The 14,405-nt window shown below is 62.2% G+C and carries 13 protein-coding genes; 11 read left to right on the top strand and 2 right to left on the bottom strand.

Annotation, left to right across the window (positions count from 1 at the left end):
• The first annotated feature begins 101 nt into the window (after positions 1-101).
• The 3 genes from EPN31_RS11305 to EPN31_RS11295 all read left to right on the top strand — a co-directional run bounded on the left by EPN31_RS11305 (position 102) and on the right by EPN31_RS11295 (position 2,111).
• Positions 102-809 carry a fumarylacetoacetate hydrolase family protein gene (locus EPN31_RS11305; RefSeq protein ID WP_291773201.1) on the top strand — a complete coding sequence of 236 codons (708 nt, stop codon included), beginning with the start codon at positions 102-104 and terminating at the stop codon, positions 807-809.
• Between the two features lie 3 nt (positions 810-812).
• Positions 813-1,457 carry a maleylacetoacetate isomerase gene (gene maiA / locus EPN31_RS11300; protein WP_291773200.1) on the top strand — a complete coding sequence of 215 codons (645 nt, stop codon included), beginning with the start codon at positions 813-815 and terminating at the stop codon, positions 1,455-1,457.
• Positions 1,458-1,532: 75 nt separating this feature from the next.
• Positions 1,533-2,111, top strand: coding sequence for a phenylacetic acid degradation protein PaaY (locus tag EPN31_RS11295; RefSeq protein WP_291773199.1), 579 nt, complete (start codon positions 1,533-1,535; stop codon positions 2,109-2,111).
• Between the two features lie 6 nt (positions 2,112-2,117).
• Here the strand turns inward: EPN31_RS11295 and EPN31_RS11290 are convergent, their stop codons facing one another.
• Positions 2,118-3,047, bottom strand: coding sequence for a LysR family transcriptional regulator (locus tag EPN31_RS11290; RefSeq protein ID WP_291773198.1), 930 nt, complete (start codon positions 3,045-3,047; stop codon positions 2,118-2,120).
• 189 nt (positions 3,048-3,236) lie between these two features.
• On the opposite strand from EPN31_RS11290, the gene EPN31_RS11285 reads away from it, so the two are divergent.
• The 8 genes from EPN31_RS11285 (at position 3,237) to EPN31_RS11250 (ending at position 12,562) form a co-directional block, all read left to right on the top strand.
• Positions 3,237-4,913 carry an FAD-dependent monooxygenase gene (locus EPN31_RS11285; RefSeq protein WP_291773197.1) on the top strand — a complete coding sequence of 559 codons (1,677 nt, stop codon included), beginning with the start codon at positions 3,237-3,239 and terminating at the stop codon, positions 4,911-4,913.
• Positions 4,914-5,079: 166 nt separating this feature from the next.
• Positions 5,080-6,789 carry a (2,3-dihydroxybenzoyl)adenylate synthase gene (locus EPN31_RS11280; protein WP_291773196.1) on the top strand — a complete coding sequence of 570 codons (1,710 nt, stop codon included), beginning with the start codon at positions 5,080-5,082 and terminating at the stop codon, positions 6,787-6,789.
• Between the two features lie 55 nt (positions 6,790-6,844).
• Positions 6,845-7,942, top strand: coding sequence for a cupin domain-containing protein (locus EPN31_RS11275; protein ID WP_291773195.1), 1,098 nt, complete (start codon positions 6,845-6,847; stop codon positions 7,940-7,942).
• Between the two features lie 61 nt (positions 7,943-8,003).
• Positions 8,004-9,179: an ABC transporter substrate-binding protein gene (locus EPN31_RS11270; protein WP_291773194.1), complete on the top strand. Its 1,176-nt coding sequence runs from the start codon at positions 8,004-8,006 to the stop codon at positions 9,177-9,179.
• A 3-nt stretch (positions 9,180-9,182) separates the two neighbouring features.
• Entirely contained in the window at positions 9,183-10,100 is a 918-nt protein-coding gene (locus EPN31_RS11265; RefSeq protein WP_291773193.1) for a branched-chain amino acid ABC transporter permease, read from the top strand.
• A 1-nt stretch (position 10,101) separates the two neighbouring features.
• Complete coding sequence (locus tag EPN31_RS11260; protein ID WP_291773192.1) at positions 10,102-11,100, top strand: branched-chain amino acid ABC transporter permease; 999 nt, start codon at positions 10,102-10,104, stop codon at positions 11,098-11,100.
• Positions 11,097-11,852 (top strand): ABC transporter ATP-binding protein, encoded by a 756-nt coding sequence (locus EPN31_RS11255; protein ID WP_291773191.1) that lies wholly within the window; start codon positions 11,097-11,099, stop codon positions 11,850-11,852. Before EPN31_RS11260 ends, EPN31_RS11255 begins: the two co-directional genes overlap by 4 nt.
• Positions 11,849-12,562, top strand: coding sequence for an ABC transporter ATP-binding protein (locus EPN31_RS11250; RefSeq protein WP_291773190.1), 714 nt, complete (start codon positions 11,849-11,851; stop codon positions 12,560-12,562). The genes EPN31_RS11255 and EPN31_RS11250 overlap by 4 nt, the downstream gene beginning before the upstream one ends.
• Positions 12,563-12,640: 78 nt before the next feature.
• On the opposite strand, the gene ilvB is transcribed toward EPN31_RS11250, so the two are convergent.
• Positions 12,641-14,389, bottom strand: a complete 1,749-nt coding sequence (ilvB, locus tag EPN31_RS11245; protein ID WP_291773850.1) for a biosynthetic-type acetolactate synthase large subunit — start codon at positions 14,387-14,389, stop codon at positions 12,641-12,643.
• Between the last annotated feature and the right edge of the window lie 16 nt (positions 14,390-14,405).

The raw sequence follows: 14,405 nt of genomic DNA, 5'->3' as shown, positions 1-14,405 counted from the left end.
GGGCCCCTAAAATGGCTGGCATGCCCGCTGATGCCGCCGCGCAGGATCCCGAATAGCCAAGCGTCGTACCAGCGCCGGACATCTGCCCTTCGGAGAATGCCATGCCTTATGTATTTGACCCGGCGCCGCACACGGCCGTGCCCGTTGCTGGAGAAGACCGTCAATTTCCGGTCCACAGAATCTACTGTGTCGGCCGAAACTATGCCGCACACGCCCGCGAGATGGGCTTCGATCCCGAGCGGGAACCCCCGTTCTTCTTCTGCAAGCCGGCGGATGCGGCATGTTTCCCCGCCAATGGGAAATCGCTGATCTTGCCCTACCCGAGTGAAACCAGCAACTTTCACCACGAAGTGGAACTCGTTGCGGCCCTGGGCCTAGGCGGCACTCACATCGCGGTCGAAGATGCCCTGCGACACATCTGGGGATATGCCATCGGGCTGGACATGACCCGTCGAGACCTGCAGATGGGTGCTCGCAAAATGGGACGCCCCTGGGAAATTGGCAAGGCCTTCGATCAAAGCGCCGTACTCGGCCCCATCCACCCCTCGAGCGCTCTACCAGCCACGCCTGCTCAGGTGGACATCCTTCTGAAGGTGAATGGGGAAGTTCGCCAGCACAGCCAGCTGGATAAGCTCATCTGGTCCATTGCAGAAACCATCGCACACCTGTCGCGCTACTTTGAGCTGCAGCCAGGTGATCTGCTCTACACAGGTACCCCCGAGGGCGTGGCCGCTGTGGTGCCAGGAGACCATCTGGAGGCCTCCATCTCGGGGCTGGGTACACTGTCCGTCGACATCTCGGGAAGCTGAGCGGTGGAACTCTACAGCTTCTTCAACAGTTCAGCCTCGTACCGGGTGCGAATTGCACTCGGGCTCAAGGGGCTCGATGCCCGCGTCATCCCCGTGAACATCCGGCAGGGTGAGCAGCAGGGCCGCGACTACACCCGGATCAACCCGGGAGCGCTGGTCCCGGCGTTCACGGACGGGGATCTGCAACTGGGGCAGTCCCTGGCCATCATCGACTACCTGGACCAGCGGTACCCCAAGCCCAGGCTGATCCCGGTCGAGCCGGTGCTGCGAGCCCATGTGCTCGAATTCGCGCAACTGATCGCCTGTGACATTCACCCCGTCAACAACCTGCGTGTGCTCAACTACCTCTCACGGGAGCTGGGGGTACCAGATTCCGCCAGAAAGGCGTGGTATCGTCACTGGATCACCGAAGGATTTGCAGCGCTGGAAACACTTCTGCAGCGCGCTGGGTCTGGCCGCTTCTGTTTTGCGGACACCGCTACGCTGGCCGACTGCTGCCTCATCCCGCAAGTGGCCAATGCCGTACGCATGGGTTGTGACCTTGACGCCTACCCCCGCGTCATGGCTGTTCACGAAGCCTGCAACACGCTGCCCGCTTTCATCCAGGCACAGCCTCAGCGACAGCCGGATTTCCTCGGCGGCCCCTGACCTCATCCCCAGGCCACCACCGCATGAAGCGACACCCGGGCTTCAGCGATGTGCCGCTTCTTCTGCGAGGCAACCATGCCCAGCTACCGTTTCGAAGGACTCACGCCCGTCATCGAGCCCGGCGCTTATGTACACCCCAGCGCTGTCCTGATCGGTGACGTGATTGTCGGCCCAGGAGTCTACATTGCCCCGTTTGCCTGCCTGCGCGGCGACTTCGGCCGCATCGTGCTGGAAGAAGGCTCTAATCTGCAAGACCACTGCATGATCCACGGCTCACCCTCCCAGACCACCCTCGTATGCACCAATGGCCATATCGGGCACGGTGCCATCCTGCACGGATGCACGATCGGAGTCGACAGCCTGGTCGGTATGGCAGCCGTCGTCATGGACGGCGCGGAGATCGGCCCCGAGAGCATGGTCGGGGCCATGAGTTTCGTGAAAAAGCACTTTCAGGGTGAACGCCGGCAACTGTTGCTGGGTACGCCCGCCAGGGTGGTGCGCCTGCTCACCGACCGGGAATTCGAAGGCAAGCGACGCGGAACCGCCGAATACCAGTCCCTCGCGCACCGATACGCTCACGACCTTCAGGAAGTGGCGCCCCTCACCGCTTGCGAGCCGGGTCGCCCGACGTTGCGCGGGTTCGTCAACGGCTAGCGCGTCTCAACCATCGCCTGCGGCCGCCACCTGACGAATGCACGCCAGGGTCTGCTCCACCGACTTGGGCTGCAGTTCGTCCGAGCGCCAGTACACAGAGACCGACCCGTATCCGCGCAGCGTCATGGGCACAACACGCAGCAGATCGAAATTGGCCAGCACGGTGGCCGCCCGATGGGACGCCATGCCGATGAAGTCGCTGTGGTTGAGCATCGTGACGTTGGCGATGACGGAATTCGATTCAATGTAATTAGGCTTCAGCGTGCGCCCCGCCGCCACCAGCGCACTTTCGAGCACCTGCCGGATGGGCGTTTGCTGCGGCCAGATCACCAGGCGATAGCGCTCGATGTCGTCCCACGACACGGTTTCCAGATCCAGCAGTGGATGTCCCTTGCGTACCACCAGGTTCACGGGCTCCGTGTAGAGAATCTCGCTGCGCAGGCCGACAGTAGCGTCACTGTCCTGGATGGTCCGCCCCATCACGATATCCAGATCACCCTGGAGCAGCAGTTCGAGCAGACGATTCATCGTGCTCTCGATGAAATCGACGCGAACGTCTGGCAGACCCTCGGCCATCAGCAAAATCGCATGCGGCGCAATGCCGACAGCCGTGGCCCCCGAGGCACCCAAAGCCACGCGGCCCACCCCTCCCTGGCTGAGCACCCCCATGTCTTCGACGGTACGGTCCAACTGCGCCTGAATCCGGCGCGCATGGGCGATCAGGACTTCTCCATGCGAGGTAGGCACCAGCCCGCGGGCGCGACGATCGAAGAGCGTCAGGCCAATGTCACTTTCGAGATCTTTCAGCCATTTGGAGAGGGCCGGCTGCGTCGTATGCAGCAACTTGGCCGAATGGCTCAGGTTATGAGTCTGCGCCAGGCTCACCAGGAAATTCAGATTGCGCAGGCGAATCCGGTCTATCCAGCTTGAGGCCACCTATTCTCCCAATTGGGTTCGCCAACATATATATCAAAGAACACATAGATGATAAGAATATACCATCATGAAAAATATATCTCCACGACAATCCCCCCTAAAATGGATTCAAACAAGATTGGAGACAAGCTCACACAGTGCGCCGGCCTGTCTCCGCGCTTTCTCCCTTCTCTGCGAGACGCTGAAGACATGTCCACTACAGAATCTGCGGCCACTTCCCCTAAGCACCTGCTGCGAGTAGCCTGCATCGGTGCCGGACCGGGTGGTCTGTTTGCCGCCATTGCACTGGCCAAGGCTGTTCCAGGGAGCCACATCGACGTCTTCGAGCGCAACGCCAGAGACAATGTCTACGGCTTCGGCGTGGTGTTCTCGGATACGACCTATCACAACATAAACCAGGTTGATTCCGTCCTCAAAGAAGTGCTGGACGCCCACGGCCGCCATTGGAACACTATTCGCGTGGTCAGCCGGGGCGTCACCACACCCGCCTCAGGCAACGGCATGTCGGCGGTTCACCGGCGCCATCTGCTGGCCGCCATGAGCGCACGAGCAGAGCAACTCGGGGTGCACCTGCACTACGCCACGCCCGCCACGATCGATACCCTGCTCGAACAGCAGGCCTACGATCTGATCGTGGCCGCGGACGGCACTGGCTCGGCCACCCGCGAACGATTCGCGGAACGCCTCGGGCACACCCGCAGCGTGGCCACCGTCAAATTCATCTGGTTTGCCACCCCCTTCCAGTTCCAGGGCCTGACCTTTCTGCACAAGCAGTCGCGGTTCGGCAACTTTGCCGTGCATGCCTACCCCATCGGCGAAGGCCTGAGCACCTTCATCGTCGAAACCGATGAAGACACCTGGCATAAAGCAGGGTTGGATGCTTTCGATGTCACCCAGCCGGCCGGTCCTTCCGACGAAAAATCCCAGCAATTCCTGGCCGAACTCTTCGCCGACGAAATCGACCACCAGCCCCTGGTCGCCAACAACTCACGCTGGGCCAACTTCTGCACACGCAGAACTCAAACGTGGCACGTTCAGGCCGACGCACGGACTGCCGTTGCCTTTCTCGGGGATTCCGTCCACACCGCACACTTTTCCGTGGGGTCGGGCACCAAAATGGCCATGGAGGACGCCAGCATCCTCGCACAATGCGTGCAGGAACACCCGGGAGATCTCGAAACCGCTCTGAGCACCTACGAGCGCATTCGCGCTCCTGAAGTCAACAAGATCCAGGATTCCGCGCTGCCCAGCCTTTCGTGGTGGGACCACTTCGGACGTTACCAGCGCGCCCTGCCTCCCTGGCAATTCAGTTTTCATTTCTTCAGCCGGGCCATCTCACTGGGCAAGCTTCGGGTGCGCGACACCGCCTTCGTGGCGCAATCAGAGGCCGCCTGGCGGCAGGCCTTCCAGAGCCCCCCCCTGAGCACCCCACTGACGGCTGGTACCTGCACCTTCAGTTCCAGGCTGCTTTTCGTGCGCCACCAGACGGCTGGTTCCGTGCAACTGGGCGACGGTCTGACCTGGATCGAGGCCCTCCCGGTCGACGCGCCTCAATATGCCGGCTACGCTCTTTGTGCCGCACCCGACGCCGACACCGCGACCCTGGGTGCCCGGGAACAGGCGGCGCTGGACGTGCTGGCCCACCACAGACCAACTCTCGCGGTGATCCACCAAGGCACACCGCTCTCGCGCGTCCTGGCTTCCGAATATCTCAAAATGCAGCATGGCATTCCGACGCTGCTCGTCGACGACCTGGCTGCCCTGCGCAGCCGCCGTGCCCTCAGCATCCACGACGACATAGAAACCCTGGTGCTCTCCGGGCGCGCCGACGCCGTCGCCTTTGCGCTGGACACCCCGCAACCATGAACGCCCCTTCGTTCGTCAGCCAGACTGATGTCGTACTTCAACACGCACGCCGAAATCAGCAACCTGGCAATCAACCCATTACGCCTGACGGTCACCGGGCTTCTGGCCTTGGACGCAGTCACGGCCGTGACATCAAGCTAGCGCTTTGCCTGGAGACACGAAAGACATGGAAAACTACAAACCCCTGATCACGGACGGCGTGACCGACTGGCCCCAAACGCTCAAAGCCCAGTACCGGGCACGCCACTACTGGGGCACCCGCACGCTGGCATCGTACATCGAAGAACAGGTCGGGCAGCACCCTGACCGGCTGGCCGTCGTCGACAACGCCATACGCCTGAGCTACCAGCAGCTCTGGGACCGATCGGCCTCTTGTGCACAGTTCCTGCTTGACCGCTCCATCAGGCGCGGAGACCGCATCATCGTACAACTGCCCAACACCTGGGAGTTCGTGGTCTTCACCCTTGCCTGCTTTCGGATCGGTGTCATCCCGGTCATGGCCATGCCAGCCCACCGCCAGCACGAACTCAGCCACGTCGCCCGACTCTCCGGGGCTGTCGCGATCGCCGTTCCCGAAGAAGATCGCGGCACCGACTTGCGTTCGATTGCGCACGAGGTGGCCCAGCAAATTCCCAGCATCCACTCCTTGTTCGTGTCGGGCAAGGGTACTTCGCCTGAAGGCGTCAGCCCGCATAGCGACACGGGCAATCGCGTGCGCGAATACCGCCTGATCAACAGCATCGGCGTACAGCCGCGCTTCGACGAAGCCGCGTACTCGCCCGATGCCCGCGACGTGGCCCTGATGCTGCTCTCGGGCGGCACCACGGGGGCGCCCAAGCTCATCGTACGCACCCACATGGACTACGCCTACAACATCCAGAAGTGCAGCGAGGTGGGCGGGTTCAGCGCGCAGACCGTATATATGGTGGCCCTGCCGGCCTCGCACAATTTCCCGCTAGGCTCGCCGGGCTACCTGGGGGCGCTCTTCCATGGCGGGCGCACCGTGCTGTTGCGCAGCCCCGAGGCCGTGCGCGCACTCACCACGATCGACCAGGAGAGCGTGACGGTCACTGCCGTCGTGCCGGCCGTTGCCCACAAGTGGATCGAAGTCCAGCGCGAACAGCACGTTATGAAGGGCAACTCGCTGCAAGTCCTGCAGGTGGGCGGCTCACGCATGCCGGACAAGCTTGCACCGGCCGTGCGACAAGTGTTAGGCGCCACGTTGCAACAAGTCTTCGGCATGGCCGAGGGCCTCATCAACATGACGCGCCTGGACGACTCGGAAGACGTCTGCTGCAACACGCAGGGCCGCCCGGTGAGCGACGGTGATGAAATCCGCGTCGTCGACGAGAACGGACACGCCGTCCCCGACGGCACACTGGGGCTGCTGATCACGCGCGGTCCTTACACCCCCTGCGGCTACTTCAAGGCCCCCGAAGCCAATGCCCGCTCATTCAACGCCGATGGCTGGTACCGCACCGGCGACATCGTGATGCTGCGCCCCGATGGCAACCTGGTAGTGTCCGGACGAGACAAAGACATGATCAATCGCGGCGGCGAAAACATTTCGGCCGAAGAAGTCGAAAGCTTCGTGTACCAATTCAGCCAGGTCATGGGGGCTGCCGCCATCGCCATGCCCGACAAGCTGCTGGGCGAACGGCTGTGCCTGTATGTCACGCTCAAACCCAATACGCATTTCGACCTGGACGCGCTCAAGGCCTACATGGAAAAGATCGGCGTCGCCAAATTCAAGATCCCCGAAAAATTGGTCATTGTGGAGGAACTACCCATGACCAAGATCGGCAAGATCGACAAAAAGTGGCTGAGAAGCGACGTGGTCAAGCGGCTTGCTGCAGACGCCGCCCCTGCCCACTGAGTCCGCAACGGCACCCGCGCTCGCCGACATCAAACCATTTCCCATGGGAAACGTCATGAATTCATCCCACTGCACTGGCCACGACGCACCTATTGCGGCAGAAACCACCGAACTCCAGGCGCTCTATGCGAATTTCCAGGCGGAACATCTGGCCCCGCTCTGGACGCAGCTTGGCAACCTTATGCCGCAGACGCCCGAACCTAAGACACAACCACACCTTTGGCGCTGGGAACGTCTCTACGCCCTCGCGAAGCGAGCGGGCGAACTCGTTCCGGTCGGCCGAGGCGGGGAGCGGCGGGCCATCGGCCTCGCCAACCCGGGGCTAGGGGGTGCGGCCTACGCGACCTCGACGCTCTGGGCCGCCATCCAGTATCTGGGACCACACGAGGCCGCACCCGAACACCGCCATACCCAGAACGCGTTCCGCTTCGTTCTGGAAGGCGAAGGCGTCTGGACGGTCGTCAACGGTGACCCTATTGCCATGCGGCGCGGTGACTTTCTACCTCAGCCGGGATGGAATTTTCATGCCCATCGCAACGAAACCGACCAGCCCATGGCCTGGCTCGATGGTCTGGACATCCCTTTCGTGCACTACGTGAATTCAGATTTCTTCGAGTTCGGTGCCAACCAGCCAGAAGACCGTTCCACGCCAGATGTCTCGCGTTCAGAGCGGCTGTGGGCCTACCCCGGGCTGCGCCCGCTGAGCCGGCTGATGCCGCACCCCAGCACCCCCTTGCTCTGCTACCGGTGGGAACACACGGACCGGGCCTTGGTACAACAACTGGCGCTTGAGGCTGAAGGCCACGCTGCCACGGTGCACCCCGGCCATGCGGCCGTGCGCTACGTCAATCCCACCACCGGGGGCGACGTAATGCCCACGCTGCGGGTTGAGTTCCACCGACTACTCTCCGGCCGGGCCACGCCCCTGCAGTGTGCAGTAGGGTCGGCTGTCGTGCAGGTCTTCAACGGATCTGGCGCGCTCACCCTGGCCGGGACTTCATACACCCTGAACAAAGGCGACATCTTCGTCGTGCCGTCATGGGTCGAGTGGTCAGTGCACGCTGATGAGACGCTGGACCTGTTCCAGTTCTCGGACGCACCCATCATGGAAAAGCTCGAATTCGCGCGCCTGGCTGTCCGTCCGCCGGCATGATTTCCCCCTATTTCATCCAATACCACCCGCTGCACCCCACCAAAACCCCAGGAGACACACGATGAAACTTACCAGCCTAGCTGTAGCACTGACCGCTGGCATAGTGGCGCTGAGCACCACCACGCCGGCCTCGGCCAACGTCAGGATCGGCGTCACGGGCGCCTTCTCGGGCCCCGTGGCCGCGGTGGGTGAAGACCAGTACGACGGCTTCATGCTGGCCGTCAAAGAACATGGTGACAAACTCGGGGGCCAGAAGGTCACCGTCTTCAAGCGTGATGACCAACTCAAGCCGGAAGTCGGCATCCAGAACCTGAAAGAGCTCGTGAGCAAAGAGGGCGTGGACGCCGTCGTGGGACTGGGCTTCAGCAACGTGGTGCTGGCCATGCGTGAACTCCTGGCACAATCTGGCCTACCCGCCATTGCGACCAATTCCGGCCCCTCCGAACTCGCCGGCAAGAACTGCACCGCCAACATCTTCTCGACGGCCTGGCCCAACGACGGCGCAGCCGAGGTGGCCGGCATCTATGCGCAAAAGCACGGCCTGCATGACATGTTCCTGATGGCCCCCAATTACCAGGCGGGCAAGGACATGCTCGCAGGCTTCAAGCGCTTTTACAAAGAAAAGCCGGTGGGCGAGGTCTACACCCCGGTGGGTCAAACCAACTACACAACCGACATCACCCGTATCCAGATGGCCAACGCTCGATCAGTCTTCAGTTTCTACCCGGGCGGGATGGGGGTGAGCTTCGTCAAGCAGCTGAGCCAGACGGGCCTGCTCAAGAGCTTGAAGTACCTCTCGGTCTTCACGCTTGAGGAAACCACGCTGCCCGCCGTCAAAGGCGCTGCCGCAGGGGCGTTGAGCGCCGCCTGGTGGTCGCCGGCGCTGGATAACGCGGTCAATAAAAAGTTCGTGTCTGACTTCGAAGCCGAATACCACCGCACTCCCAGCCTATACGCCGCAGCCGCCTACGATGCGGGCAATTTCCTGAACTGGGCCATCGGGCATACGGGCGCCGATTACAAGGACCACGCCAAGCTCACGGCCGCCATCAAACAGGCCGCGACCCAGGTGCCTTCGGTGCGCGGCTATTTCGCCTTCAACGTCAACAACCTGCCTATCCAGAACTACTACATGATCGGGTTCGAAAACCAGAACGGAAAGATCGTGCCAAAAGTGCTGGAAACCACGGTTGAAAAGCACAAGGACGCGTTCTACACCCAGTGCAAGATGAGTTGAACCATGCTGAACGCCATCCTGACCCAAGTCTTCAACGGGGTGCAATACGGCATGCTGCTGTTTTTGACGGCTGCCGGCCTCACACTGGTCTTCGGCGTGATGAACTTCGTGAACCTTGCGCACGGCTCCCTCTACATGCTGGGCGCATATGTCGGAGCCACTGTTGCGACTGCGTCAGGATCGCTGCTGGTGGGTGTAGCCGCTGCAGTCGTGGCCTGCTTCGTGCTGGGGGCACTGCTCGAACGCTTCGCTCTGTCGCGACTCTACGGAAGCGATCACCTGTATCACGTGCTGGCTACATTCGGGCTCATCCTGTTCTTCAACGAGCTGGCGCGCATCATCTGGGGTGAACAACCCGTCTATGCCAGCGTTCCACAGGCGCTCTCAGGCGTCATCCACATCGGCGGGATCCGGTATCCCGCCTACAGCCTGGCAGTGATCGTTTCGGGGCTGATCGTCGCCCTGGGCATCTACCTGCTCATCAACCGCACCCGCATGGGCATGCTTATCCGGGCCGGTGCCACTCACCCCCAGATCGTGGAAGTTATGGGGATCAACATCCGCGTGCTGAAAACTCTGTTGTTTGCGGTGGGGGCCGCACTGGCTGGCTTTGCGGGCGCCATCCTGGGACCGCTGGTCTCGGTGCAATCAGGAATGGGCGAACCGGTCCTGATTACAACGCTGGTGGTGATCGTCGTCGGCGGCGTAGGTTCGGTGCGCGGCGCCTTCGGCGCTGCCCTGCTGGTGGGCATCGTCGACACGCTTGCGCGCACTTTCCTGCCCCTCGTCCTCAGTGCATCCTTCAGTCCCGGCATAGCCGACACAGCAGCCCCGGCACTCGCCTCCATGATGATCTACATCCTTATGGCGATCGTGCTCATCTTCCGACCCAGCGGCATCTTCGGCAAGGAGGGCTCATAACATGTCCAATGCCTCACGCTTCTCCCTCGCAAGAGGAATCCCCGCCGTCCTCTTTCTGGTGCTGGTCATCGCCCCCTTTACTCTGCATGGTCAGGCCTCGTCCTACTACCTGTCATTGGGGGCGCGCTTTCTAATCTACGCTCTCGCCGCTTCAGCCCTCAACCTGCTGTTGGGCTACGCTGGCAAGGTGAGCTTCGGACACGCGCTGTTCATGGGGCTGGGGGTCTACAGCGTGGCGATCTGCTCGTACTTCGGCATCACCAGCGGGCTGGTCCAGCTACTGGCCGGACTAGGCATCACGCTGCTGGTAGCCTTGTTCGTTGGTGCCGTCAGCCTGCGCACTCAGGGCATTTCCTTCATCATGATCACCCTGGCCTTCGGCCAGATGGGGTTCTATCTGTTCAGCAGCCTGAGCCAGTTTGGCGGCGACGACGGCATGCGCATCCAGGCCACCAGCACCCTGCTGGGCCTGGATCTGGGATTTCCCCGCGTGGTCTATGGGGTGAGCCTCGTCCTGTTGCTTGCACTGTGCGTGTGGTCCTGGCGAGTGCGTTCCACACCGTTCGGCATGGTCCTGCAAGGGGCGCGGCAGAACCTGCGACGAGTCCGCGCTCTGGGCGTTCCGGTTTTTCAGTATCAGCTGGCCATCTTCGTAGTCTCGGCTCTGCTCACGAGCGTGGCGGGCTTTCTGCTCGCCAACCTGACCACCTACGCCTCGCCTGGCACGCTGTCGTGGATGGTGTCCGGCGATCTGATCGTCATGGTCGTGCTAGGCGGCATGCGCACGGCCATGGGCCCGGTCTACGGCGCCCTGCTCTACTTTGCCGTCGAAGAACTCATCAAGGGCTACACCGACCACTGGGCCCTGGTCCTGGGCATCCTGGTCTTCCTGATTGCCGTCTTTGGCCAGCGCGGTATTACCGGCCTGTTCAATACTCGCCCAACCGCACCTTCGGCCTCAAAGCTCCGCACCCTGGCACACCGCAAGGAGCAAGCATGAGTCAGCCGATGCACGTCAAGAATCTGAAGAAAAGCTACGGCGCCTTCAAGGCCGTGGACAATGTTTCGCTGGATATCTCAGCTGGCTCCTTCCATGCCCTGATTGGCCCCAACGGAGCGGGCAAGAGCACCCTGGTAGGTCTGCTGGCCGGAGAACTGCTTCCCGATCACGGCACCATCGCGTACGGTGACACGGACGTCACCCACACGCCAGTCAATGAACGGGTGCGTGCGGGGCTGTTCCGCTCATACCAGATCACCTCCGTCATCGACGAATTCACCGTGCTGGAAAACGTGCTGTTTGCGGCCATGGCAGCCCGCGAGCACTGCTTCCGGTTTTGGCGACCGCTCACGTCCCAGCGCCACCTCATGCCATTTGCCGAGCCGGCCCTGCAAAAGACCCATCTGTATCACCTGGCCAACGCCACCACACACGACATCAGCTACGGGGAGCGGCGGCAGCTCGAGCTGGCCATGGCGATCGCCGCCGGCCCACAGTTCCTGCTGCTCGACGAACCCATGGCCGGCATGAGCGCCGCCGAATCCACCAACGTGGCGCAGCTGCTGCAATCGCTCAAGGGCGAATTCACCATGGTGCTGGTCGAACACGACATGGAAGCCGTTTTTTCACTGGCCGACACCATCACCGTTCTGGAATCTGGCCGAGTGGCCGCTAGTGGCACACCGCAAGAGATTCGCAAAAACCCACAAGTCCTCGCGCTCTACCTCGGAAATGGAAGCGATACACCATGAGCTCCAAAACGCTGGAAGTTACCGGCATGCAAGCCGGCTACGGCGCCGCCCAAGTCCTGTTCGACGTCTCGTTCTCCGTGCGGGAAGGCGAGGCCATCACGCTGCTGGGCCGCAACGGCATGGGACGCTCGACCACACTGAAATGCCTGTTCGGAATGATCCGCTGTCTGGACGGCAGCATCCACTATGCGGGCACGTCGCTGAAGAACTTGCGTGCCTACAAAATTGCCCGCAAAGGACTTGCGCTCGTTCCAGAAGGTCGTCAGATCTTCCCCAACCTGACTGTCGAGGAAAACCTGGTTGCTACCGCCCGCCCCTCTCCGCAAGGCACGAGCAAATGGGATCTGCAGCGCGTCTACGCCTTCTTTCCCCGGCTGCACGAGCGGCGCCGGAACGGCGGTGCCGCACTTTCGGGCGGTGAGCAGCAGATGCTGGCCATTGGCCGGGCGCTGATGACCAATCCCAACCTGCTGGTTCTGGACGAGGCAACCGAAGGCCTGGCGCCCATCATCCGCCATCAGATCTGGAGTGACCTGCGCAAGCTCAGGGATGACGGCCTGTCGCTCATCATCGTCGACAAAAATATCGACGCACTGCTCGCTCTGGCTGACCGCCACTACGTCATCGAAAAGGGCCGCACGGTCTGGTCTGGTACTTCGGTCGACGTAACCTCGAACCTGGAGAGGGTACACAAATACATGACGGTATAAGTGTCAGTGCCCTAATGAGCCCATCCATCCAAATTCAAGCGCTCAAACCAGCCAGACAGGACACTGCGCCCACCACCATCATTCCTCAACATACCAGGTGTCTTCGGACAACATGACCTGCTGATGCCCGCAGCCGGCGGGCATCATTGGGAAGCAGTTCTGCAGCGGCACTACGGCGACATCGAGGAAATACGGACCGTCGTACGCCATGCAGGTGGCCAACGCAGCGTCCAGATCGTTGGGGTGCTCGACCCGCGCCGCGCCCCAGCCAAAGGCACCGGCCAGTGCCACAAAATTCGGCAATGAAGCGTTGTAGCTGTGGCTGTAGCGGCCTTCGTGGATCAGTTCCTGCCACTGGCGCACCATGCCCATGTGGCCGTTGTTGCACAGGATGAGCTTGACGGGCGCGCGGTGCTGCATGGCGGTGGCCAGTTCCTGGATATTCATCAGCACCGAGGCATCGCCGCTCACGCACACCACCGTCTTGTCCGGATGGGCGATCTGCGCCCCGATGGCCGCCGGCAGGCCGTAGCCCATGGTACCGGCGCCTCCGGACGTCAGCCAGCGATTGGGCCGGTTGATGCGGATGTACTGGGCGGCCCACATCTGATGCTGCCCCACATCGGTGGAGACGATGGCATCCTGCCCGTCCAGCACGCGATCGATGCGCTGCATCAGGTCCTGGGGCAGGATGACCTGATCCGAAGGTGTGACCTTCAGGCAGTCGCGCGCCTGCCAGACCCCGATACGCTGCCACCAGTCGTCCAGACGATGCGGATCGAGCATCTGTGTACCCAGTTCCTTGTGCAGCGCACGCAGCAACGGGTAGCAATCGCCCACCAGCGCGACGTCGGCGCGCACGACCTTGTCGATGGACGCCGGATCGATGTCCAGATGGATCTTCTCCGCGAACGGGCAGAAATCCGACAACCGGCCCGTGATGCGATCGTCGAACCGCGCCCCCACACACACGATGAGGTCAGCATGGTGCATGGCGAGATTCGCCTGCAGCGTGCCATGCATGCCCAGCATCCCCAGGAACTGGGTGTCGTCGGCGGGATAGGCGCCCAGCCCCATCAGGGTCAGCGTGCACGGCGCACCCACGGACTGGACCAGGCTGCAAAACGCGTGACAGGCGTCCAGCCCGGAATTGATGAGTCCCCCGCCGCCATAGAACACCGGGCGCCGGGCATTGGCAATCAGCGCCGCCGCACGCTTGAGATTCGCCTCGGTCACGGGCGACAGCGTCTCGGCCGTCGCCGCCGGTTCGGGCGCCGCCGTCAGATACTCCGCCGGCACCGGCGCCATCTGCAGATCCTTGGGGAAGTCCAGCAGCACGGGACCGGGCCGGCCGCTGCGGGTCAGCCGCAGCGCCTTGGCCGCCAGACCTGCCACGTCTTCCGCACGCTTGACCTGCGCATTCCACTTCGTGACCGGCCGGGAGATCCCCACGGCATCGCATTCCTGAAACGCATCCGTACCGATTGCACTGGTCGCGACCTGGCCGCTCACACACAGCACGGGAATGGAGTCGCAGATGGCGTCCAGCAACCCGGTGGTGGTATTGGACATGCCGGGTCCGGAAGTCACGAACACCACGCCGGTGCGCCCTGTGGTCCGGGCGTAGCCCTCGGCCGCGTGCATGGCGGCCTGTTCGTGGCGCACCAGAATGTGGCGAATGCGCGGCTCGGTGTAGAGCGCGTCGTAAAGCGGCAGAACCGCGCCGCCCGGATAGCCGAACACCGTATCCACCCCTAGGGCAATCAACGTGTCCAGCAAAACCTGAGCACCATTTCGGCCCGCAGCAGCGGAGGGGGCGGCAGTCACTGCCAGAGAGGCGGAA

This window comes from Castellaniella sp. (genome assembly GCF_004321985.1).
GTDB lineage: Bacteria > Pseudomonadota > Gammaproteobacteria > Burkholderiales > Burkholderiaceae_B > Castellaniella.
Note: the sequence above shows the minus strand (reverse complement) of the source record. Positions and strands in the feature narration are given on the sequence as shown.